Below are 23,491 nucleotides of genomic sequence, written 5' to 3'. Positions count from 1 at the left end.
GCCGCCCTAGAAGTAGGCCGTCAGATTGAGCGAGACGTAACGGCTGGCGTCACCCGACGCCGGTGCGTTCGGCGCGTCGCGCAGGAACGATCCCTTCGACAGCCAAACGCCGTCGGCCTCGAACCGCAGGCGGTCGGGCACGACCCACCACCGCACCCGCCCGTCGATCTGGCCGCCGGCGTCATCACCGGAACGACCCAGCGGATCGCGCACGCCCGTGGTCGCGAAGCTGTCCACGTCGCTGGCCAGCCACATCAGCCGCCCCGACACGAAGGCGTCCCAGCGGCGGTTCGGCGTCACCTCCAGCCTCAGGCCGGGCGAGACCAGATTGGACCGGCTGACCGCGTTGTAGAGCCCGGCCGGCGCGAAGTCGGCCCGGCGCATGCCGAACAGGGTGTCGAACCGGCCGTAGGACGCCGCCCCGTCATCCCCGCTGGCATAGTCGAACTCGGCCACCACGTGCGGCGCCCAGGCGGACCTGAAGCTGTAGCCGACGTCGGCGTGCACGAACTCGGCGGAGACGTCGAGCACGCGATCGGATGGACCCAGGCCGCTGCGGATCGATCCGGTCTGGCGCAGCACCTCGACCTCGCCGTCCAGAGCGCCCGGCTTGGGATCCCGGATCAGGCGCGCCCCATAGGTGTCGAGCGAACGGTTGCGCGTCGGCCGGCCGGGCGCATCCTGCTCCTCCAGCCGCACATAGGTCCCCTCGACCGTCATCCCGGCGAAGGCGTTCGCCTTGCTGACCAGACCGCCGAACAGCACAAGGTCGTCGCTCTCCCGATCCGTCCGCGTGCGATTGTCCAGCACCGACGGCAGGCCATCCGGCAGGCGAACCTGCGGCAGGACATAGAAGGCGGTGGCCTTTACGCCGTCCCGCGCGGTCAGGTCCGCCCGCACGCCCGTGTAGCTGTTTGTCGTGTTGCGATAGTCGTCGGCCGCCACCAGCCGGCGCGACCCCAGGTTCATCAGGAACCGCCCGGCCTGAACGGAGGCGCGCGTTCCCGCGCCGAGCGGCGCCGACCAGTCGGCCGCCACATAGGCCTGGACGAGCTCCGCCGTATTGACCTCATTGGTCGAGATCGGCGTCCGCACATCGCCGCCGTAGGCCCGGCTGTCGTACAGCTCGCCGCCCACGCGCAGCCCGCCGAAGTCGTATTCCGCGAAGACGGTGGTGCGCAGATTGACCAGATCGCTCTCAGCCTCGAAACCCGGCCGGACTTGGCCGTCGATGGCTTCATAACGGGCCCGGACCGACCCCGAGACCCTCAGCGCATCGCCGGCTCCAAGAACGTCGGCGAGCAAGCCGGGCGACGTCGTCTGCGCCAACGACGGACCGGCAGAGAGCAGGAGAGCCGCGCCGGTGGCGAACGACACGGCGGCGACGATGGGGACTCTGAACATAGGCGCTCCTCGTCCCGCACAGGGCGTGAACGGTGAGCGGGTCTTGGGCGAACGAACTGCCGACACCGGGCGCCCGCGTCGGCCCGGATGGTTTGTCTACTAACAGACTAGGGTTTCGACAAGACCCCTCAACCCGCCGCCGCCAACGCCTCCAGCAGCGACGCGCCATAGCGGTCCAGTTTCCCCGCCCCCACGCCCGGCAACCGCCCCAGCGCATCCAGGCCGCCCGGATCGCGCGCGGCGATCTCGGCCAGCACCTTGTCGTGGAAGATCACATAGGGCGGCACGCGCTGTTCGGCGGCGCGGTCCTTGCGCCAGGTGCGCAGGGCCTCGAAGCGGGCGCGGACGTCGGCGGACATGGCCTCGGCGGCCATGTTGCGGCCTTCCCCCCGGCGTCGAGGGTTGCCGGACCGGGTCGAGGCGTCAAAGCCGGCCAGTTCCCTGCGCACCTCGATCCGTGTCTCGCCCTTGTAGACGGCGCGCACAGCCTCTGGGTCGCCGAGCCGGATCAGCGGGCGGCCGTCGTTGGGATCTTCTTCCAGCAGGCCTTCGAACAGCAGGTGGTCGATCACGTCGCGCCAGCCGTTCGGCGATACATCCGCCCCGATGCCCCAGGTCGACAGCCCCTGCTCCCAGTCCTGCACGTCCTTGGTCCGGCCGGTCAGGTGATCGATGACCCGCCCGCGCCCGAACCGCTGGTCCAGCCGCTGCACCGCCGCCAGCGCCTTCTGGGCCGGGGTGGTGGCGTCATAGAGCTCCGGCGGATCGCGGCAGACGTCGCAGACGCCGCACACCTGCGCGTCCGTCTCCCCAAAGTACCGCCGCACCGCCTGGGGCCGGCACCGCGCGCCGTCCAGCATGGCGAACAACTGGCGCGCCTTGGCCGTCTGGACCCGCCGCACCTCCTCGGCCATCGGCCGCCCTTCCAGCCGCCGCAGCGACCAGGCGATGTCGCTGGGACCGTACAGGGTGATGCCCTCGGCCGGTTCGCCGTCGCGCCCGGCCCGGCCGATCTCCTGCCAATAGGCTTCCAGGCTGCCCGGCGGATCGGCGTGGATGACGAAGCGGACGTCCGGCTTGTCCACCCCCATGCCGAAGGCGATGGTCGCCACCATGACCGCGCCGTCCTCGGCCAGGAACCGCGCCAGCCGCCGGTCGCGCTCGTCCCCGCCGAACCCGGCGTGATAGGCGATGGCGTTGACGCCCGTGGCCTTCAGGGCGTCGGCCACCCGCTCGCAGGCGTCGCGCGAGCCGCAGTAGATGACGCCCGACTGGCCGGGGCGAGCCGCGACCAGGGCAGCGACCGTCTCGTCGGTCTTCTGGCGACTGGCGCTGGGTTTGCGAACCGCGGCCAATTGCAGGTTCGGTCGCTCGAAGCTGTCGACCACCACGACCGCCTCATCCAGGTCCAGCGAGCGGACGATGTCCTCGCGCGTGCGGGCGTCGGCGGTGGCGGTGACAGCGATGCGCGGGACGCCGGGGAAGAGGGTCTTCAGCCGCCCCAGGTTGCGATAGTCGGGGCGGAAGTCGTGGCCCCACTGACTGACGCAGTGCGCCTCGTCGATGGCGATGAGGCTGAGCGGCAGCTCCTGCAGCCGGTCGGTCATCGACGGCCCGGCCAGCCCTTCGGGCGAGACATAGAGCAGGTCTAGATCCCCCTCCCGCGCCGCCCGCCAGATGGCCGACCGTTCGTCCATGCTCAGCGTCGAATCCAGACGCGCCGCCTTCACCCCCAGTTGCTTCAGCGCCTCGACCTGATCGGTCATCAGGGCGATCAGCGGCGAGACGACCAGCCCGAGGCCGGGCCGCAGCATGGCGGGGATCTGATAGCAGACCGACTTGCCGCCGCCGGTCGGCAGCACGGCCATGACGTCGCGCCCCTCCAGCGCCGCCTCGACCACCTGGGCCTGACGCCCGCGGAAGTCGGCGTGACCCCATACGCGATGCAGCGTCGCCCGCGCCTCGGCGAGCGGGTCGTGGTGGATGGTTGAGGCCAGCATCGGGCGTTTGTGCCGGAAATGTTCCGGTGTGTCAGCGGCAAATCCTCCCGGGAGGGGAACCACGAAGTGGTGGAGGGGGCTCAAGGCCGGTCTGGAGTTCGCGAGGTCCGGCGCCGCGCGTGGGGCAAGCCCCCTCCACCGCAAGAGCGGTCCCCCTCCCCCTATGGGGGAGGATCTTCAGCGCTCAAGCAGCGAGCGTCCGCGACGCTCGCGATAGCGCCCCTCTTAGAAAGGCAGAATGTTCCGCTGGCGGCTGTAGCTCATGGTGCCGACGTTCGCGCCCAGGCGCAGGCCCACGCCGGTGCGGACCGGGGCCAGCACGATGCCGTCGGCGCGCTGATAGTTCACCCCCACGCCGCCGATCAGATAGGCCGAGCCCTCCACGCCCGGGTAGCGGCGATAGAGCATGTCGGGGTGATAGAGGCCGTAGACCAGGGTGAAGACGCGGCTGGCGTTGCCGCCCCAGTCCCAGCCGATCGAGGCGCCCTGCCAGAACACTTCCTGCGAGGCCGACAGGTCCTTCATGTGCAGCGCGCCGCGACCGTAGCGGGCGCCCAGGACGATGGCGCCCGAGCCTTCCTCGCCGGCGATATAGGCGGTGGGGCTGTCGCCCTGGTCGGCGAAGATGCGCTCGATGGCGCCGCCCATGGCCTCGGCGGCGATGCCCAGCTCGCGCGAGCCGGCCGCGACCAGTTCGTCGGCCGTGTAGGACTGGGCGTTCTGGTCCGAGCGGATCGGATAGGCCGGATCGGCGGCCGGCCGCGTGGCGCAGGCGCCCACGGCGGTGACGGCGAGACCGGACAGGCCGGTCTGGATCAGCTGGCGACGATGCATGGGGGAGGCTCCGAAATCGAAGCGCCACCGTCGGCTCACTTTGCGGCAGGCTTTGGGCCTGAGGGTTAACGGGACATTACGCGCCCGCCCCACACGCAGCCTGCGCTCAAGCAGCGAGCGTCCGCGACGCGAGCGATAGCGCCCCCTCTTCGCTCAATGCTTCTCGGTCTTGCCCGACAGCCAGTCCATCAGGGCCAGCAGCACGCCGGAGCAGACGAAGGCCAGGTGGATGATGACGCCCCACATGGCCTCGCTCTCGTTCACGGCCTGGCCCAGCTCGGCGAAGTTCATGAAGGTCTTCAGCAGCTGGATGCCCGAGATCGCCACGATGGAGGCGATCAGCTTCATCTTCAGGCCCGAGAAGTCGACCGTGCCCATCCACGGCGGCCGGTCCGTCTCGCCCTCCAGGTCCAGCTTGGAGACGAAGTTCTCATAGCCCGAGAACATCACGATCAGCAGCAGATTGCCCGCCAGCGACAGGTCCACCAGCGTCAGCACCGCCAGGATGGCGTCGTTGGAGCTCATGGCGTGATCGGCCGCGAAGGCCTGCGGCACATAGTAAATCAGCTCCCGCACGAACACGACCAGCAGCATGAGCAGCGCCGCGACCAGGCCGACGTAGAAGGGCGCCATCAGCCAGCGCGAGCGGAACAGCATCCGCTCGAAGGCGGTCTCAAGGCGGGGCTTCATGCTCATGCTCTCAGGCGGGCGCCCAGCTTCTGGGCGGCGGCGACGACGCGGGCGGACAGGGCCTCGATCTCGGCCTCGGTCAGGGTCGCGTCGCGCGGCTGGATATCGACCTCCAGCGCCACCGACTTGAAGCCGGCGTCGACGCCCGGTCCGCGATAGACGTCGAAGACGCGGACGTCGGCGATCAGCGCCTTGTCGGCGCCGGCCACGGCCCGGATCAGATCGCCGGCCGCCCTGGCTTCCTCGATCACGAAGGCGAAGTCGCGGGTCAGGGGCATCAGGTTGGTCAGGCCGGCGGCCGGGCGCGCCTTGCCGCCTTTCGAGCGAGGCTCGGGCACAGCGTCGAGGATGATCTCGAAGGCCAGCATCGGGCCAGACGCGTCCAGCGCCTGTAGCACGCGCGGGTGCAGGGCGCCGAACTCGGCCATGACGGCCTTGGGCCCCAGCTGCAGCCGGGCCGAGCGGCCGGGATGCCACCAGCTGCGGTTCTGGCCCTGGGCCAGCTGCAACGATCCGACCGGCGCGCCAATCAGCTCCAGGAGTTGCAGGACGTCGGCCTTCAGGCCGAACAGGGCGTCATCGCCCTGACCGCTCCAGTGACGGGTGGCGTTCGGCGCGATCAGGCCGGTGATGGCCGTGCGCTGATCCTTGGGGCTGTCGCCCAGATAGATCGGGCCGATCTCGAACAGGGCCGCGTCGGCGAAACCGCGCGCGGCGTTGCGCGCAGCCGCCTGGATCAGATTGGGCAGGATCGACGGCCGCATGCAGTCCAGATCGGCCGCGATGGGGTTGTCGATGACCAGCCGCTCATCGCCGCCATCGAACAGGGCGGCGGTCGCCTGGCTGGTGAAGGACCAGGTCACGGCCTCGGCATAGCCCAGCGAGGCCAGGGCGCGGCGGGCGGTGCGGACGCGGGCCTGACGCGGGTTCAGCACGCCGCCGGCGGCGCGCGGGGCGTTCGGCAGGGGCGTGGACGGCAGGGCGTCGAACCCCTCGATCCGTGCGACCTCCTCGACCAGATCGGCCGAGCCCTCGACGTCCCGACGCCACGACGGCGGGGTGACGGTCCAAGGCGTTCCACGCGCGATCTCGAAGCCGAGCGCGATCAGGATCTCGGCGATGCGGTCGTCCGACAGCTGGAGGCCCGTCAGGCGCGCGACGTGGCCGGGATCGAAGGCGACCGGCGCAGGCAGGGCCGGCGCCATACCGGCCACCACGATCTCCGACGGCTCGCCGCCGCACAGATCGAGGATCAGCTTGGTCGCCAGCTCCAGCCCGGGCACGAGCGAGGCCGTGTCCACGCCGCGCGCGAACCGGTACTGGGCGTCCGAGCTGATGGTCAGCGACCGGCCGGTCTGGGCCGTCGCGATGGGGTCGAACCAGGCGCCCTCGACGAAGACGTCGACAGTGTCGTCCGAACAGCCGGTGCTTTCGCCGCCCATGACGCCGCCCAGGCCGATCGGCCGCTCGCCCGCCGCATCGGCGATGACGGCCATGTCCGGCCACAGCGCATACGTTTTGCCGTCCAAGGCGATCAGGTGCTCCAGCGCATCCCCGATGAACTTGCCGTCGATGTGATGTGGTTCGGCTGCCCTGCCCGCTCGCACCACGATCTCGGCGCCGACAAGTTTGGCCGCGTCATAGACGTGTAGCGGCCGGGCGCGGTCGTAGGCGATCAGGTTGGTCACATCGACCAGCCGGTTGATGGAGCGCAGGCCGATGGCGGTCAGGCGGCGTTGCAGCCACTCCGGCGACGGGCCGTTCCTGACGCCCCGGATGACGCGGCCGGCGAAGACCGGGCAGATCTCGGGGGCCTCGATCCGCACCGTGATCGGGCTGGCGAAGGTTCCCCGCACCGGTTCGATGGCCGGGGTCTTCAGCGTTCCTACGCTGGCGGCGGCCAGGTCGCGGGCGATGCCGGCGACACCCAGCCAGTCGGGCCGGTTCGGCGTCACCTCGAAGTCGATCACCGGCTCCGCGCCGAAGACGCCCGCCGCCGGCGTTCCGACCGACAGGTCGTCCGCCAGCTCCAGAATGCCGTCGCTTTCGTCGGCCAGTTCCAGCTCGCTGGCCGAGCACAACATCCCGTTCGAGACCACGCCGCGCACCGGCTTCTCGACCAGGGTGACGCCCAGGCCGGGCACATAGGCGCCGATGGGGGCGTAGATGGTGGTGAGCCCCGCGCGCGCGTTCGGGGCGCCGCAGACGATCTCCTTCATCCCGTCCACGGTCTCGACCTGGCAGACGCGAAGCCGATCGGCGTTCGGATGCTGTTCAGCCGAGACGATGCGGGCGACGGTGAAGGGGGCCAGCTTGCCGACCGGATCGACGACTTCCTCGACCTCCAGCCCGGCCATGGTCATGGCCTCGGCGACGGCGCCGACCTCCGCCTCGGTGTCGAGGTGGTCCTTCAGCCAGGAGAGGGTGAACCTCATGCGTTCCCCTTGGGCCCGCCGAGCTCATTGATCATCAGATCGATGAAGTTCTGGTGGCCGGTGAAGCCGGTGGCCACGAAGGTGCAGTCCTCGAACACGCAGTCAGCCATCGGAATGGCGCCGATCGCCTTGGTCGGCGAGACGGGCGCGAACAGGATCTCGCGGATGTCGCCCGGCGAGTTGAAGTTGGTGCGCAGGAAGCGCGTGCCCAGCAGAACCAGCACCACGGCCGGCCCCTCCAGGATGCAGCCCTTGAAGGTGCGGCCCTTCAGCACCGTCCCGCCGCCCTTTTCCAGATTGGCGCGGAACAGGTCGAACAGCGGCACCTGCACCTTGTCGAACACGGTGGCGCTCGGATCGAAGCGGGTCGCCGTCTTCTGGGTGACCAGATTGTTGGTGAAGCTCATGTCAGGACAGTCCGGAAGCGGGGTTGGGGGCCTGGAAGGCGGTGAAGCCGTAGTGCGCCAGCCAGCGCACGTCGGTCTCGAACATGGGGCGCAGGTCCGGCACGCCGTACTTCAGCATGGCCAGGCGATCGACGCCCATGCCGAAGGCGAAGCCCTGCCATTCATCCGGGTCCAGGCCACAGTTCCGCAGCACATTGGGATGCACCATCCCGCAGCCCAGAACCTCCAGCCAGTCCTCGCCGGTGTTCAGCGTCAGCTTGCCGCCCGAGCGGTCGCAGCGGATGTCCATCTCGGCGGACGGCTCGGTGAAGGGGAAGTGGTGCGGCCGAAACCGCGCCTGCACGTCGTCGACCTCGAAGAAGCGCGCCACCAGCGTGGTCAGGGTCGTCTTCAGGTGACCCATGTGGATCCCCTTGTCGATCACCAGACCCTCGATCTGGTGGAACATGGGGGTGTGGGTGGCGTCGCTGTCCTTGCGGAAGGTGCGGCCCGGCGCGACGATGCGGATCGGCGGCGTCTGGCTCATCATCGTGCGCACCTGCACCGGGCTGGTGTGGGTCCGCAGCACCTTGCGCTCGCCCGTTTCCGGGTCAGGCTTCAGGAAGAAGGTGTCGTGCATCTCTCGCGCCGGATGCTTGGGCGGGAAGTTCAGGGCGGTGAAGTTGTGGAAGTCGTCCTCGATGTCCGGGCCTTCCGCGACCGCGAAACCCATCTCGGCGAAGATGGCGATCAGCTCGTCCATCACCTGCAGGGTCGGGTGGACCGAGCCCTTGCGACGCGGCCGGGCCGGCAACGACAGGTCGATGGTCTCGGCGGCCAGTTTGGCTTCGAGCGCGGCGTCTTCCAGCTCGGTCTTGCGGGCGGCGATGGCGGCGGTCGCACGGTCGCGCAGGCCGTTGATGACCGGCCCCTGCTCGCGGCGCTCATCGGGGCTCATCGCCCCCATGCCTTTCAGCAGACCGGAGACGACGCCCGTCTTGCCCAGCGCCGAGACGCGCACGGCGTCCAGCGCCGCCAGATCGTCGGCGCCGCCGATGGCGGCCATCAGGTCGAGTTCAAGCTGGGGGAGATCGGTCATGGACGGCAGGCTCTAGCCGCCCCGGGCGCTTTCGTCACCTAGCTAGCGGTCTAGAACCTTATCCAGATCCAGGCGCTGGTCACGGCCGCGACCCCGATCAGACCGGCGCCGATCCAGTGAACGGTCCGAAACCGCCGAGGCAAGTTGGGTCCCCAGAAGGTCCCGGCCGACCACAGGAACACCGCCATTCCGGTGGCGACGGCTCTTGTCCGCATGTCGGGGCCGTCCGGCGCGTCGTCGTCAGGCGCGGCGAACTCGCCGGCCTCGGCGCGCGCCAGCAGGTCGCGCGCGGCTTCGGCCAGATGGGCGGGCGCCAGCAGGCGGATGCCGAGCGCCCGCTGCATATAGGGCTCGACCGTGGTCTGGAACCGCTCGGTCACATCCACGTCGATGCCGTGATCCGCCAGGAAGGCGGCGGCTAGGTCGGCGCGGTAGACGTCGTCGAAGCGGGCGATCTCGACCAGCGACATCGCCCGCCCCGGGCCTTACAGGTCCAGCAGCGCGCGCTGCGGGTCTTCCAGCAGTTCCTTGACGCGCACCAGGAAGGTCACGGCTTCCTTGCCGTCCACGATGCGGTGATCGTAGCTGAGGGCCAGGTACATCATCGGGCGGATCTTCACCTCGCCGTTGATGGCCATCGGGCGCTGCACGATGTTGTGCATCCCCAGGATGCCCGACTGCGGCGCGTTCAGGATCGGCGTCGACATCAGAGAGCCGTAGGTGCCGCCGTTGGTGATGGTGAAGGTGCCGCCCTGCAGCTGGTCCATGGTCAGGGCGCCGTCGCGGGCCGCCTTGCCCAACGCCGCGATGCCCTTCTCGATGCCGGCCAGCGACAGCGTATCGGCGTCGCGCAGCACCGGCACGACCAGCCCCTTCTCGGTGCCGACGGCGATGCCGATGTCATAGTGGTTCTTGTAGATGATGTCCGTGCCGTCGATCTCGGCGTTGACGGCCGGGATCTCGTGCAGGGCGGCGATCACCGCCTTGGTGAAGAAGGACATGAAGCCCAGCTTGACGCCGTGGCGCTTCTCGAACGTGTCCTTGTAGGCGGTGCGCAGGGCCATGACGTTGGTCATGTCCACCTCGTTGAAGGTGGTCAGTTGGGCGGCCGTGTTCTGCGATTCCTTCAGGCGACGCGCGATGGTCTGGCGCAGGCGGGTCATCTTGACCCGCTCCTCGCGCGGCTGATCCGCGCGCGGGGCGGCCGGGGCAGCGGCCGGAGCCGGAGCCGGAGCGGCGGCAGGGGCGGCCGAGCCGATGGCCGCGAGGGCGTCGCCCTTGGTGATGTTGCCCTTCGGACCGGTGGCGGCGATGGCCTTGGGATCCAGGTTGTTCTCGGCGACCACGCGCTGCACGGCCGGCGACAGGGCGCCATTGGTCTGGACGGCGTCGGACTTTACTTGGGCCGAACCGCTGTTGGCCGGAGCCGCGGCAGCGGGGGCGGCGGCAGGGGCGGAAGTCGCGCCTGCGCCGCCGGCGATCGAGCCGATCTGCTGGCCGGGGGTGACGGTCGCGCCGGCCTCGGCGGTGATGGTCAGGATGCCGTCGGCGGGGGCGGAGACTTCCACCGCCACCTTGTCGGTCTCGATCTCGACCAGCAGTTCGTCCTTCTTGACGGTATCGCCCGACGCCTTGAGCCAGGCTCCCATCGAGCCCTCGGCGACGCTTTCGCCCATGGTCGGGACGTTGATCGGGCTGGCGGCGGCCGAAGCCGCGGCCGAAGTCGGGGCGGGCGCGGCCTTGGCGGCGGGGGCCGGCGTGGCGGGGACCGACGTCGTCGCGGCGGCCTTGGGCGCCTCAGCCTTGGGCGCTTCAGCCTTGGGCGCGGCGGCTGCGGCCGACGCCGGGGCGGCGGCGCCTTCGCTCACCGAACCCAGGACGGCGCCCGGCGTGACGGTGTCGCCCTCGCCGAACTTGATGGCGCCCAGGGTGCCGTCCGACGGGGCCACGACTTCCAGCGAGACCTTGTCGGTCTCCAGCTCGACCAGGACCTCGTCCTTCTTGACCGGTTCGCCGACTTTCTTGGTCCATTTGGCGATGGTCGCCTCGGAAACGGATTCGCCCAGGGCGGGGGTCAGGATGTCGGCCATGTCGGGTCCAGGTCTTCTTGCGTCGTGTGCGGTTCAGCGTACGCCTATCAGGCGAACGCCTCGGTCGTGAAGGCTTCGAGTTCTTTCAGGTGCCGGCTCATCAGGCCCGCGGCGGTCGAGGCCGAGGCCGGGCGACCGACGTAGCGGGCGCGCTTGGCCTTGATGCTCATCTTGTCGAGCGTCAGCTCCAGCCACGGATCGACGAAGGTCCAGCCGCCCATGTTCTTCGGCTCTTCCTGGCACCAGACCAGTTCGGCGTTGGGGAAGCGGTTGAGCTCGTTCGTCACCGACTTGATCGGCCACGGATAGAACTGCTCCAGGCGCAGGATGTAGACGTCGTCCACGCCCGCCTTATCGCGGGCGTCCAGCAGGTCGTAATACACCTTGCCCGAGCACATGACGACGCGGCGGATGTCCTTGTCCGCGCGGATCTTGATGGCGGTGATGTCAGGACGCGTCTGGGCGTCGTCGTGCAGGACGCGGTGGAAGGACGACCCCTCGGCCAGCTCGCTCAGCTTCGACGTCGCCTTCTTGTGCCGCAAAAGCGACTTGGGCGTCATCAGGATCAGCGGCTTGCGGAACGACCGGTGCATCTGCCGGCGCAGGATGTGGAAATAGTTGGCCGGGGTCGTGCAGTTGGCGACCTGGATGTTGTCCTCGGCGCACTGCTGCAGGAACCGCTCGAGGCGGGCCGAGGAGTGTTCCGGGCCCTGGCCCTCATAGCCGTGCGGCAACAGCATCGTCAGGCCGCACATCCGCAGCCATTTGCGCTCGCCCGAACTGATGAACTGGTCGATCACCACCTGGGCGCCGTTCACGAAGTCGCCAAACTGGGCCTCCCACAGCACCAGGCTGTTCGGGTCGGCCAGGGCGTAGCCGTATTCGAAGCCCAGCACCGCCTCTTCGGATAGGGCGGAATCGATCACCTCGAACGCCGCCTGGCCTTCGCGCAGGTTGTTCAGCGGGACGTAGCGGACCTCGGTCGTCTGATCGATGACGCCCGAGTGGCGCTGCGAGAAGGTGCCGCGCACCGAATCCTGGCCCGACAGGCGGACCGGGAATCCTTCGTCCAGCAGGCCGGCGAAGGCCAGGCTCTCGGCGGTGGACCAGTCCAGACCCTCGCCGCTGTCGATCGCCTCGCGGCGACCCTCATAGACGCGCTTCAGCGTCTTGTGGACGTCGATCGAGTTGGGGACGGTCGTCAGACGCGCGCCCAGGTCCTTCAGCTTGGCCAGCGGCAGGGCGGTGTCGCCACGGCGCTCCTCGTCCTTTGGACGCTCCAGCCCGACCCACTTGCCGTCCAGCCAGTCGGCCTTCTCGGCCTTGAAGGCCTTGCCGGCCTCGAACTCGCTGTCGAGGAAAGCCTCGAAGCGGGCCAGCTCGGCGTCCACCTCGGCCTGGGTGATCACGCCCTCGGCGATCAGGCGCTCGGAGTAGATCTCGCGCGTCGACGGCTGGGCGCGGATCTTGGCGTACATCACCGGCTGGGTGAAGGTCGGGTCGTCGCCCTCGTTGTGGCCGAAGCGGCGGTAGCAGAACATGTCCACCACCACGTCCTTGTGGAACTTCTGGCGGAACTCGGTCGCGACCTTGGCGGCGAAGACGACCGCTTCGGGATCGTCGCCGTTGACGTGGAAGATCGGCGCCTGGACCATCAGGGCCACGTCCGACGGATAGGGGCTCGACCGGCTGTTTCGCGGCGAGGTCGTGAAGCCAATCTGGTTGTTGATGACGAAGTGCAGGGTGCCGCCGGTGCGGTAGCCCTTCAGTCCCATCAGGGCGAAACACTCGGCCACCACGCCCTGGCCGGCGAAGGCGGCGTCGCCGTGGATCAGCAGCGGGGCGACCTTGGTGCGGTCCAGCGCCCATTGCTCTTCCGGCACGCCGGCGTTGGCGTCGCGGATGTCGAACGCCTGCTTGGCGCGCGCCTTGCCCAGCACGACCGGGTTGACGATCTCCAGGTGCGACGGATTCGCGGTCAGCGACAGGTGGACGGTGTTGTCGTCGAACTTGCGGTCCGACGAGGCGCCCATGTGGTATTTGACGTCGCCCGATCCCTCGATGTCCGACGGCACGGTCGAGCCGCCCTGGAACTCGTGGAAGATGGCCTTGTAGGGCTTGCCCATGACGGCCGCGAGCACGTTCAGGCGGCCGCGGTGGGCCATGCCCAGCACGATCTCGTCGATGCCCAGCTGGCCGCCGCGCTTGATCACCTGCTCCAGCGCGGGGACCATGGCCTCGCCGCCGTCCAGGCCGAAGCGCTTGGTGCCGGGGAAGCGCTTGTGCAGGAACCGCTCGAAGCCCTCGGCCTCGATCAGCTTGTTCAGGATCGCCAGCTTGCCCTCGCGGGTGAAGCCGTTCTGCTCGAACTTGTCCGGACCCTCGATGCGGGCCTGCAGCCACGCCTTCTCCTCGGGTTCGGCGATGTGCATGTACTGGACGCCGATGTGGCCGCAGTAGGTGCGTTGCAAGAGGGCCAGCACTTCGCGGATGCTGCCGGTCTGCATCCCCAGCACGCCGTCCAGGAAGATCGAACGGTCCAGGTCGGCTTCGGCGAAGCCGTAGAACTCCGGCGTCAGCTCGGGGTTGTTCGACGGCGCTTCGATGCCCAGCGGGTCCAGCGTCGCCGCCAGGTGCCCGCGCACGCGATAGGCGCGGATCAGCATCAGGGCGCGGATGGAATCGTGGGCGGCGGCGCGGACCGCCTCGGCCGACACGGCGGGCGGGGCGGCCGGGGCCTGGGTGGCGGCGGCCGGGGCGGGCGCGGCGGGCTTCTTGGGATCAAGCTTAGGGGCGGGCCAGCGACCGTCGAACACGCCGGTTTCTTCCGTCGGTTCGGTCGCGGTCGAGCGGCCCCAGGACCCGGCCTGGGCCGAGGCGCTGACGACGGCGGCGCTGTCGCGCAGCTGGTCGAAGAACCGGCGCCATTCGTCGGGGACGGAGGCCGGATCGGCGGCCCACTTGGCGTGCAGCTGCTCGATGTAGGCCGCGTTCGAGCCGTACAGGAAGGCGGTCTCGGCAAAGACCTGGTTCAAGCGGCCGGAATCGTCAGCCATGTCGTCCTTCGTCCCTCGGGCTTCTCGGCGCGCACCCCGCGCGGGAAGCGGCGCCGCTCATATAGGCGCTGTTTCCTTATGGGTCATGACCGAAGAAGGGCGAAACGACGATTACGCAGACAATTGGCGCACTTTTTCGGCCGGGTAACGTACATCGGCCGTCATCCTCGGACGTGATCCGAGGATGACGGCAGCGGGTGTGGCGAATGCCGGAACCCCGCCCTCAGCGCTCCAGAAACGCCAGCGCGCTCCAGACGTGGGTCTTCACCCCCAGCGGCAGGATCGCCTCGTTGACGTCGAAGCCGGGCGAGTGGTTCGGGGCCGCCGTGGCCGGATCCTGCCCGTCGGCCGTGCCGCCCAGATGGTAGAAGACGCCCGGAATGGCCTGCTGGAAGTAGCTGAAGTCCTCCGCCACAGTCGTCGGCGGGCTGGCCGGATTGACGTTGTCGGCGCCCGCCGCCCGCTGCAGCACCGGCGCCAGCCAGGCCGACAGGTCCGGGTCGTTGTAGGTCAGGGCCGCGTTCTGGCGGATCGAGAACTCGGCTGTCGCGCCGTAGGCCTCGGCCACATGGCCGATCGCCGCCTCGGCGCGGCGGACCAGATCGTTGCGCTGGGTCTCGTCGAAGGTGCGCAGCGTGCCCGACATCACCGCCTTGTCGGGGATGATGTTGTAGCGGACGCCCGCGTCGATCGTGGCGATGGTGAAGACCGTCGGCGTCGTGGTCGGGTCGATGGTCCGCGCCGTCAGGGTGTTGACCGTCTCGATCACCTGGCTGGTCACCGCGATGACGTCGACGCCGCGCCAGGGCCAGGCGCCGTGGGTCTGGCGGCCGTTCAGGGTGATGTCGATCCGGTCCGACGCCGCCATGAAGCCGCGCGGGCGATAGAAGACGGTCCCCGCCTTCCCCGGCACGACGTGCAGGCCGAAGATGGCCTCCACCGCCGGGTTCTGCAGCGCGCCTTCCTCGACCATCAGGGCCGCGCCGCCCTTGGGCTCTCCGGGAGGGGCGCCCTCCTCGGCGGGCTGGAAGATGAACACCACCGTGCCGTGGATCTGGTCCTTCATCCCGGCCAGCACCTCGGCGGCGCCCATCAGCATGGCCATGTGGGCGTCGTGACCGCAGGCGTGGGCCACCGGCACGACCTGGCCCATGTAGGTTCCCGTATCGGTCGAGGCGAAAGGCAGCCCTGTCGCCTCCAGCACCGGCAGGGCGTCCATATCTGAGCGCAACGCCACGACGTGACCTTGGCCATCTCCGGCCGCCGTGCCGCGCAGCACGCCGATCACGCCCGTCTTTCCGACCTGCGTCCGGACCTCCAGCCCCAGGCCCCTCAGATGCTCGGCGATGACGCCGGCCGTCTGCGTCTCGGCGAAGCCCAGTTCGGGATGACGGTGGAAGTCGCGCCGCCAGGCCACGACCTCGGGCGTCACCGCCGCGACCGCCGCATCGACGGCGGCCGCATCGGGCGCAGCCAGCGCGGGCGTGGCGAACAGGCTGGCGGCGGCCATCAGGGCGGCGCGGGCGGCGAAGGTCATGGGCGTCTCCGTTTCGAAGCCGAGTTGAGCCTGCGCATCCGGCTTGCGCAAGGCGCGGCGATGGTCGATGTCCCCGCCATGGCCGCCTTCAAGACTGCAAAGACCCGCTGGAAGGACGTCGTCCTGGTCTGCAGCAAATGCCAGAAGAAGGTAGGCAAAGGCTTCGGCCCCGACGAGGACCTGACGCTGAAGAAGGCGCTGAAGCGCTATCTGAAGCCGGGAAAGGGCCGTAAGGCCGAGATCGCCGTGCTGGCGGTCAAGTGCTTCAACGTCTGTCCCAAGGGTGCGGTCATGACCGTCAACGCCGCGCGACCGGACGAGATGGTCGTCATCCCCGCCGGCGCCGATCTGGTCGAGGTGAGCGATCGGCTGGGCCTCGACCGGCGAACGACCCGGCGCAAGGGCCTGCTGGCGTGAACCCCCGCTCGCCCGCCTTCATCCTGCTGTTCGTCGTCAGCATGGTCGCGGCGTCGGGCAATATGGCGCTGCAGTCGGTGCTGCCGGCGATCGGGCGCGAGTTCGGCATAGGCGACACCGCCGTTTCGGCCGCCTTCGCCCTGTCCGCCGTCTTCTGGACCATCGCCTCGCCGGTCTGGGCCAAGCGATCCGACCTGTTCGGGCGCAAGCGGATCATGCTGGTCGGCATCGGCGGCTTCGTCGTCTCCATGTTCGGCTTCGGCCTGGCGGCGACGGCCGGACTGGAGAAATGGCTGGGGCCGATGCTGGCGTTCGGCCTGATGGTCATCGCCCGCTCCATCTACGGCCTGTTCGGCTGCGCCGCGCCGGTGGCGACCCAGGCCTATGTCGCCGACCGCACCGCGCCGGAGAACCGCACCCAGGCGCTGTCCTGGCTGGCGTCGGGTCAGGGCCTGGGCACGGTGATCGGCCCGGCGCTTGCGCCCTTCTTCATCCTGCCGGTGCTGGGTCTGGCCGGTCCGCTCTACGCCTTCAGCCTGATCGGCCTGGTCGTCTTCGTCCTTCTGTGGCGCAGCCTGCCCAGCGGCGAGGCGGTGCGCAAACCGTCCGAGGCGGACAAGATCGCCGCAAAGGGCCTGTGGCGCGATCCGCGTCTGCGCGGTTTCCTGATCTACGGCGTGCTGGTGACGGGCGTGCAGGCGACCAACATCTCGGTGCTGGGCTTCCACATCATCGACGAGATGGCCAAGACCGGCATGGCGGCCCGGCAGGCCCAGCCCTTCATCGGCGTGGCCATGCTGGCCGGCGCCGCCGCCACCCTGATGGCCCAGTGGGGTTTGATCCCGCTGCTGAAGATGAAGCCGAACGAGCTGATGGTCTGGGGCGCCGGGCTCGCGCTGGCCGGCAATGCGCTCAGCCTGGTCGCGCCGGGCTACAACGGCGTGGTGGTCAGCTACGCCCTGGTCTCGATGGGCGTCGGCTTTGCCCGGCCCGGCTTCACCGCCGGCGCGTCGCTGGCGGTGACCGCGCGCGAGCAGGGCGCGGTGGCGGGCCTGATGGCCTCCATCGCAGGCGTCAGCTTCCTCGTTCCGCCGGTGCTGGGCGTCGCCCTCTACGAACTGGCCACCCCCGCGCCCTTCGCCGCCAATGTCCTGTTCCTGGCGGCGGCGATGGTTCTGTGCTTCCGGCGGCCGGAGATGCGCCTGCCCCCCTCTAAGTCAGGAGGTGGCCGGCGACGAAAGGCCACGGCCCAGGCCCCCGCCAGCCAGCCCGGGCCCGAAGGCGCGGTGTAGTCAGCCCCCCTGCCCGCCGCTAAGAGCGAGGCATGAACAGTCGCATTGAGAACCGCATCGGCGTCCAGGCCACCTCGGACCGCATATGGGAGGTGCTGGCCGACCTCGAACGCTGGTCGCTCTGGAACGCCTATGAGGCCGTCGAGGGCCGCCTGGCCTTCCACGCCCCTCTGCAGCTGGTCGAGACTTTCCCCGGACAGCCCGAGCGTAACGCCGTGGTCTCCCTGAACGACTGGACGCCGCTGAATCGCCTGGTCTGGGTCGAGAAGCGCGGCTTCCTGTTCAACGCCGTGCGCTATTTCGAGATCGACGAGCTGAACCCCGGCAACTGCATCTTCGCCAACGGGATCCAGTTCGCTGGCCTGCGCGGCGAGCTCCACTACGACAAGCACCGCGCCGCCCTGCGACCCGCGCTGGAGGAGATCGGCGATAAGATGAAGGCGCTGGCTGAGGGCTGAAGCGCCTTGCCGCGTCTTCATTCTTGGTCATATTGAAGACGCCTCGCTGGAGAAGCAACTCATGTCTCGCACCACGACGATGACTGTCCGTCTTAGCGGCGCGCTCAGCGACTTCGTGGCCGCCAACGTCAATGAGGCGGGCGCCTATGAAAACATCAGCGAGTATGTTCGCGACCTGATCCGCCGAGACAAGGAACGGGCTGAAGCCGAGGCTTTCGAGCGGTTGAAGGCCGAACTCACCCAAGCCTTCGCGGCTCCGGACAAATCCTACAAGCCGCTCACTGCGGCCGAGGTGATCGCGCGCAACCAGGGCTGATCGAATGGCGACGGTCCTCGTCCAGACAGCGGCCTCGCACCGCATCGACGAAATCTACCGCTACACCCGCGACAACTGGGGCTCGGCCCAGGCGGACCGCTACATCACCGGCCTGTTCGAAGCATTCGAGCAAATCGACGACCACCGCATCCTGTCGAAGCCGGCGCCGGCTGACTTCGGCGTCGAGGGATTCTACGTCCGCTACGAGCGTCACGTCGTCTATTGGCGGCGGTTGCGGAACGGCGACATCGGTATCGTCACGATCCTGCACGAGCGAATGCACCAGATGGATCGCTTCCGTGAGGACACGAATCCCTAAGCCGCCTCAGCCCCCGCCCTTGGCCATCGTGTCCTGGATGTTGATGATCGCCGGGGTCAGGATGACGATGAACAGCACCGGCAGGAAGAACAGGATCATCGGCACGGTCAGCTTGGCCGGCAGGGCCGCCGCCTTCTTTTCCGCCGCCGAGAGACGCAGTTCGCGGTTTTCCTTGGCCATCACGCGCAGCGCCGAGCCCAGCGGCGTGCCGTAGCTTTCGGCCTGGGTCATGGCGGTGGCGACCGACTTCACGCCCGGATGGTTGGTCCGCTTGGCCAAGCCTTCATAGGCCAGGCGCCGATCCGGCAGATAGCTCAGCTCGGCCGACAACAGGGTCAGTTCCTCGGCCAGGTCGATGGACGATCCGCCGATCTCCTGGCTGACCTTCTGGATGGCCGCCTCGATCGACATCCCGGCCTCGACGCAGATCAGCAGCAGGTCCAGCGCATCGGGGAAGGCCTGCATGATCGAGGTCTTCCGCTTCGAGATGCGGTTCGAGAGATAGAGGTTCGGCGCGTAGAAGCCGACCACCGCCGCGCCCATGACGATGGTGACCCGCACCATTACGGCCAGGCCGAAGTCGTTGAACACGAACAGATAGAAGGCCGCGACCAGCAGGAAGATGAACGGCATAGAGAAGCGGAAGAAGTAGAAGGTCGTCAGCGGCTTGGGCCCCCGGAACCCGGCCTGGGCCATCTTGTCCGCGACCTGCGGATCTTCCAGCAGCTTGGTCAGGTTCAGCCGGTCGACGACCCGCTTCTTGAAGCCGTCATCGGTGTGGCGCAGGCCGCCCATCCCGCCGCCCTGCCCGGCGATGGCCGCGCGCGACCGGCGCTTCAGCTCCTCGCGGCGCACGGCGACGGCCTTCATCCGGCCTTCCAGCTTCTCGCCGCCGCCCAGCGAGGACAGCAGGGTCAGGATGGCGGCGAAGGCCAGGACGCCCACGATCAGGCTCAGCAGGCTCTGAGGGTCGGTCATGAAGCTCATGAGGTCGGAAATCATGTCGCGCCCTCAGAACTTGAACGAAATCATCTTCTTCATCACGAAGACGCCGAAGCTCATCATGACGACGGCGACCAGCAGCATGAACTGGCCGCGCCGGTCGGTGAACAGCAGGGCCATGTAGGCCGGGGTCGTCAGGCTGACGAGGATCATCACCGCCGGCGGCAGCGAGCCGATGATGCCCGCCGAAGCGGTCGCTTCGGACGACAGCGCCTTGATCTTCTCGGCCATCATCCGGCGCGCGCGCAGCACGGTGGTCAGGTTGGACAGGGCCTCGGCCAGGTTGCCGCCCGTCTTTTGCTGGATGGCGATGACGATGGCGAAGAACTTCAGCTCGGGCGTCGGCATCCGCTCGTACATCTTGGCCAGCGCCTGCTCGAGCGTCAGGCCGACGGACAGGCCCTCGGTCAGACGCTGAAACTCCGGCCCCAGGGGCGCCGGGCTCTCGCGGCCGATGATCTTGAAGCACTCATGGACCGGCAGGCCCGACTTGATGCCGCGCACGATGACGTCGACGGCGTTGGCGAACTCCATCGAGAACTTCTTCATCCGGCGCTTGCCCAGGAAGCCGACGACCCAGCGCGGCAGGCCCAGACCGAAGACGACGCCCAGACCCAGGGCGATGAAGATGTTCATCCCGAACAGCAGCGCCAGCAGGCCGGCGGTCAGGCCCAGCGCCACGCTGATGATGACGAAGGTCCGCATGGTGATCGACAGGCCGGCGTGCTTCAGCTTGGCGGCCATGGTCAGGCGCGCCTTGCGCTCGCGGCGTTCGGCCTCCTGCAGCTGACCCATGATCTGCTTGCGGCGCGCCTCCGGCGTATTGGCGGCGGCCGCGGCGGCGGCGGCCTTCTTGGCGGCGGGCGACTTCTTGCCGTTCAGACCCTCGATGCGCTTGATCGCCTGGGCGCCGTCGCTGCTGTCGCCGCCCACGAAGGCCCAGCCCAGTCCGCCGATGGTGATGAAGGCCAGCAGGGCCGCGAGAATGGGAAGCATCGGCCGTTACTCCGCCGCGTCCAGGGCTTCGGCCAGTTCGCGCTCCAGCCCGTAATATCGGGCGCGGTCCCAGAAACGCGGGCGCGCGATGCCGGTCGAGCGGTGACGGCCGATGATCTTGCCGTTCTCGTCCTCGCCGGTGATCTCGTAGATGAACAGGTCCTGGGTGACGATCACGTCGCCTTCCAGACCGACCACCTCGGTGATGTGTGTGATGCGGCGCGAGCCATCGCGCAGGCGGGCGGCCTGGATGATGACGTCGACCGAGCCGGTGATCATCTCGCGGATCGTCTTGGACGGCAGGCCGTAGCCGCCCATGGTGATCATCGATTCCATCCGGCTGATGGCTTCACGCGGCGAGTTGGCGTGCAGCGTGCCCATCGAGCCGTCGTGGCCGGTGTTCATCGCCTGCAGCAGGTCGAACGCTTCGGGGCCGCGCACCTCGCCGACGATGATCCGCTCGGGACGCATCCGCAGGCAGTTCTTCACCAGGTCGCGCATGGTGATGGTGCCCTGACCCTCCAGGTTCGGCGGCCGGGTCTCCAGGCGCACGACGTGCGGCTGCTGCAGCTGCAGCTCGGCGGCGTCCTCGCAGGTGATGACGCGCTCGGTCGGGTCGATGAAGGCGGTCAGGGTGTTCAGCAGGGTCGTCTTGCCCGACCCCGTACCGCCGGAGATGACGACATTGCATCGGCAGGCGCCGATGACGCCGAGGACGCGCGCCCCTTCCGGGCTGATGGAGGCGTACTCCACCAGGTTGCGCATCGTCAGCTTGTCTTTCTTGAACTTCCGGATCGTCAGCGTCGGCCCGTCGATCGCCAGCGGCGGGGCGATGACGTTGACGCGCGACCCGTCCGGCAGGCGGGCGTCGCAGATGGGGCTGCTCTCGTCCACGCGGCGGCCGACCTGCGACACGATCCGCTGGCAGATGTTCATCAGCTGGGTGTTGTCGCGGAAGCGGACGTTGGTCAGCTGGACCTTGCCGCCCACTTCGATGAACACCCGGCCGGCGCCGTTGACCATGATGTCGGCGATGTCGTCGCGGCCCAGCAGGGGCTCCAGCGGCCCATAGCCAAGGACGTCGTTGACGATGTCCTGAACCAGGTGCTCCTGCTCGGCCACCGACATGGAGACGTTCTTGATCGCCACCAGTTCGGCGACGATGTCCCGGATCTCTTCCGCCGCCGCCTTGGGGTCCAGCTGCGCCAGCTGGGCCAGGTCGATGGTGTTCATCAGGGCGTTGAAGATCGTCGTCTTGGTCGCGTGGTAGTAGTCCGACTGCTCGCGGACGATCTCGGCGACGGCCTGGGCCTTCTTCAGCTGTTCGAAGCCGGCCGTGGCCTTGGGCCCGGCGCCGTTGGGCGCGGACTGGGCCGGGGCTTCGGGCTTGGGACGCGGGCGCGAAGCCAGGGCGTCCAGTCGGTCGGTCGGCTGCGCGCCGCCCGCAGGCGCGGCCGACGGAGCCGGTTCGTCCAGCCCCATGCTGAACGGCTGGGTCTGAACGCCCGAGAACTCGGGCTGGGCGGGCTGATGCGCCGGCTGCACGGGCTCCGGCGCGCGATAGGCGGCCGGGGCGTCGCCGGGCGATCCTGTGCGCTTGCCGAACATCCGGTCAGCGCTTCTTGAACAGACCGGCCAGCAGCGACGACTTGGCGGCGGCGTCGGGCTTGGCGCCCTTGGCCTTGGGTCCGCTCAGCGCCGGCAGCTCGCGGCGCGAGACGATCTGGGCCAGGGTCTGGAAGGCCTCGGCGGCCTTGGTCTTGGCGCCGGCGTCCAGGATCATCTGGCCGTTGTTGGCGGCCGACCCGAACAGTTTGGCGTCGAAGGGAATGATCAGGCTGGGGTGGACGCCCAGGGCGGCGCCGAAGTCCTTGGCCGGAATTTCCGGGCGGCCGGGCACGCCCACCTGGTTCAGCACCAGGCGCGGCGGCGCATCGTTCGGGCGCCCGTGGCGGATCAGGTCGATCATGTTCTTGGCGTTGCGCAGGCTCGCCAGATCGGGCGTGGCCACGACCACCACCTCGTCGGCCGAGATCAGGCTTTTGCGCATCCAGCCGGACCACAGGTGCGGCAGGTCCAGCACGACGAACGGCGCCGTCGAGCGGATGCGCGTGGTCACCTCCTCGAACGCATCGGGGCTGATGTCCCAGTCGGTGTCCAGAGTGGCGGGCGCGGCGAACAGGCTCAGCTTGTCGGTGCAGCGGACCATCATCCGGTCCAGCAGGGTGGCGTCCAGCCGGTCCGGCTGGCCCAGCGCATCAGCCACGCCGCCCAGCGGATCCTGGTTGAAGTCCAGCCCGGCGGTGCCGAACGGCAGGTCGTAGTCGACGATGACGGTGTTGGCGCCGATCCGTTCGGAGATCGCATAGGCGGTGTTGTGCGCGACCGAGCTGGCGCCCGCGCCGCCGCGTGCGCCGACAAAGGCGATCGACCGGCCGACGAAGGGCTGGGCCGGATCGTTGAACAGGCCGCCGATGGCGCTGATCAGCTGCAGCGGCTGTAGCGGCGCGACCAGATATTCCGACACGCCGCGCCGCATCAGTTCGCGGAACAGGATGATGTCGTTCGTGGGCCCCACGACGATGACCTTGGTGCCGACGTCGCAGACCTCGGCCAGCATGTCGACTTCGTGCAGCAGCGCCTGGGGCGTCGCCTGGCTTTCGACCACGATCAGCGGCGGGGTCGGTTCGTGGCGATAGGCCTCGACCGCGGCCGCGACGCCGCCGATGCGGATCTGGGTCGTGGCGCGAGCCAGCCGGCGGTCCTGCCCTGCGCGCTCGGCGGCGGCGAGGGTGTCCTGGCGCTCGGCGAAGACGTGGATGGCGATGCGCGGCACCGACACCTCGCCGATGTTTCCGGCAGGCGTCAGCGAATAGCCCGGACCGGCGGCGGCGATCGGCGCCTGGTTCAGCGCGGTCTGCGCGCCCGCGATCAGGGCGCCGGCGGGATTGAAGCCTTCGCTCGCGGCCATGCCGTTCGCGCTGGGCATGCCTTGCGGACGCCCCGTCGGAGCGCCGGCGGGCGCGGTGAACTGCAGGGGTTCACGCGGGTTGATGTCGCCGCTGGGGAACGGCTGGGCGCGGGCCGGATCGGCGAACGCCATGTCCAGCTCGAGGTCGTCGTCGAAGTCGTCGAAGGCGCGGGGGGCGGCGCTGGTCAT

20 protein-coding genes are annotated in these 23,491 nt (G+C 68.9%); 5 read left to right on the top strand and 15 right to left on the bottom strand.

The features are described from left to right. Positions 1-6: 6 nt before the first annotated feature. The 11 genes from ASG17_RS01875 to ASG17_RS01825 all read right to left on the bottom strand — a co-directional run bounded on the left by ASG17_RS01875 (position 7) and on the right by ASG17_RS01825 (position 15,531). Positions 7-1,404 carry an alginate export family protein gene (locus ASG17_RS01875; protein ID WP_082496057.1) on the bottom strand — a complete coding sequence of 466 codons (1,398 nt, stop codon included), beginning with the start codon at positions 1,402-1,404 and terminating at the stop codon, positions 7-9. A gap of 128 nt (positions 1,405-1,532) precedes the next feature. Continuing rightward, complete coding sequence (gene recQ, locus ASG17_RS01870) at positions 1,533-3,404, bottom strand: DNA helicase RecQ (protein ID WP_056098412.1); 1,872 nt, start codon at positions 3,402-3,404, stop codon at positions 1,533-1,535. 225 nt (positions 3,405-3,629) lie between these two features. Then, complete coding sequence (locus tag ASG17_RS01865; protein ID WP_056098410.1) at positions 3,630-4,238, bottom strand: DUF1134 domain-containing protein; 609 nt, start codon at positions 4,236-4,238, stop codon at positions 3,630-3,632. Positions 4,239-4,391: 153 nt separating this feature from the next. After that, positions 4,392-4,934, bottom strand: a complete 543-nt coding sequence (locus tag ASG17_RS01860; RefSeq protein ID WP_056098408.1) for a TIGR00645 family protein — start codon at positions 4,932-4,934, stop codon at positions 4,392-4,394. Then, a complete protein-coding gene (pheT, locus tag ASG17_RS01855) occupies positions 4,931-7,363 on the bottom strand; it encodes a phenylalanine--tRNA ligase subunit beta (RefSeq protein ID WP_056098406.1) in 2,433 nt (810 codons plus the stop codon). Before pheT ends, ASG17_RS01860 begins: the two co-directional genes overlap by 4 nt. After that, a complete protein-coding gene (locus ASG17_RS01850) occupies positions 7,360-7,770 on the bottom strand; it encodes a hypothetical protein (RefSeq protein ID WP_056098404.1) in 411 nt (136 codons plus the stop codon). The genes pheT and ASG17_RS01850 overlap by 4 nt, the downstream gene beginning before the upstream one ends. A 1-nt stretch (position 7,771) precedes the next feature. After that, positions 7,772-8,848: a phenylalanine--tRNA ligase subunit alpha gene (pheS, locus tag ASG17_RS01845; protein ID WP_056098402.1), complete on the bottom strand. Its 1,077-nt coding sequence runs from the start codon at positions 8,846-8,848 to the stop codon at positions 7,772-7,774. A gap of 50 nt (positions 8,849-8,898) precedes the next feature. Continuing rightward, positions 8,899-9,318: a hypothetical protein gene (locus ASG17_RS01840; protein WP_056098400.1), complete on the bottom strand. Its 420-nt coding sequence runs from the start codon at positions 9,316-9,318 to the stop codon at positions 8,899-8,901. Between the two features lie 15 nt (positions 9,319-9,333). After that, positions 9,334-10,938, bottom strand: a complete 1,605-nt coding sequence (gene odhB / locus ASG17_RS01835) for a 2-oxoglutarate dehydrogenase complex dihydrolipoyllysine-residue succinyltransferase (RefSeq protein WP_056098398.1) — start codon at positions 10,936-10,938, stop codon at positions 9,334-9,336. Between the two features lie 47 nt (positions 10,939-10,985). Next, entirely contained in the window at positions 10,986-13,994 is a 3,009-nt protein-coding gene (locus tag ASG17_RS01830; protein ID WP_056098397.1) for a 2-oxoglutarate dehydrogenase E1 component, read from the bottom strand. 223 nt (positions 13,995-14,217) lie between these two features. Then, positions 14,218-15,531 (bottom strand): amidohydrolase, encoded by a 1,314-nt coding sequence (locus tag ASG17_RS01825; protein ID WP_082496083.1) that lies wholly within the window; start codon positions 15,529-15,531, stop codon positions 14,218-14,220. Between the two features lie 24 nt (positions 15,532-15,555). Here ASG17_RS01825 and ASG17_RS01820 point away from each other — a divergent pair, with 24 nt between their 5' ends. From ASG17_RS01820 to ASG17_RS01800, 5 genes are all read left to right on the top strand, one after another. Then, entirely contained in the window at positions 15,556-15,948 is a 393-nt protein-coding gene (locus tag ASG17_RS01820) for a hypothetical protein (protein ID WP_235560334.1), read from the top strand. Further along, positions 15,945-17,240: an MFS transporter gene (locus ASG17_RS01815; protein ID WP_056098395.1), complete on the top strand. Its 1,296-nt coding sequence runs from the start codon at positions 15,945-15,947 to the stop codon at positions 17,238-17,240. Before ASG17_RS01820 ends, ASG17_RS01815 begins: the two co-directional genes overlap by 4 nt. Positions 17,241-17,272: 32 nt before the next feature. Then, on the top strand, positions 17,273-17,698 hold the full coding sequence (locus tag ASG17_RS01810; protein ID WP_056098393.1) for an SRPBCC domain-containing protein: 426 nt from the start codon (positions 17,273-17,275) through the stop codon (positions 17,696-17,698). A 61-nt stretch (positions 17,699-17,759) separates the two neighbouring features. Beyond that, positions 17,760-18,014: a hypothetical protein gene (locus ASG17_RS01805; RefSeq protein ID WP_056098390.1), complete on the top strand. Its 255-nt coding sequence runs from the start codon at positions 17,760-17,762 to the stop codon at positions 18,012-18,014. A 4-nt stretch (positions 18,015-18,018) separates the two neighbouring features. After that, positions 18,019-18,333, top strand: a complete 315-nt coding sequence (locus tag ASG17_RS01800; RefSeq protein ID WP_056098388.1) for a type II toxin-antitoxin system RelE/ParE family toxin — start codon at positions 18,019-18,021, stop codon at positions 18,331-18,333. Between the two features lie 6 nt (positions 18,334-18,339). Here the strand turns inward: ASG17_RS01800 and ASG17_RS01795 are convergent, their stop codons facing one another. The 4 genes from ASG17_RS01795 to ASG17_RS01780 form a co-directional block, all read right to left on the bottom strand. Next, a complete protein-coding gene (locus ASG17_RS01795; RefSeq protein WP_235560333.1) occupies positions 18,340-19,335 on the bottom strand; it encodes a type II secretion system F family protein in 996 nt (331 codons plus the stop codon). A gap of 9 nt (positions 19,336-19,344) precedes the next feature. Beyond that, positions 19,345-20,331 carry a type II secretion system F family protein gene (locus ASG17_RS01790; RefSeq protein WP_056098387.1) on the bottom strand — a complete coding sequence of 329 codons (987 nt, stop codon included), beginning with the start codon at positions 20,329-20,331 and terminating at the stop codon, positions 19,345-19,347. Between the two features lie 6 nt (positions 20,332-20,337). Next, positions 20,338-21,813, bottom strand: coding sequence for a CpaF family protein (locus tag ASG17_RS01785; protein ID WP_056098970.1), 1,476 nt, complete (start codon positions 21,811-21,813; stop codon positions 20,338-20,340). Positions 21,814-21,943: 130 nt separating this feature from the next. Continuing rightward, on the bottom strand, positions 21,944-23,491 hold the full coding sequence (locus tag ASG17_RS01780; protein ID WP_056098385.1) for a cellulose synthase operon protein YhjQ/BcsQ: 1,548 nt from the start codon (positions 23,489-23,491) through the stop codon (positions 21,944-21,946).

This window comes from Brevundimonas sp. Leaf363 (assembly GCF_001424025.1).
Classification (GTDB): domain Bacteria; phylum Pseudomonadota; class Alphaproteobacteria; order Caulobacterales; family Caulobacteraceae; genus Brevundimonas.
Note: the sequence above shows the minus strand (reverse complement) of the source record. Positions and strands in the feature narration are given on the sequence as shown.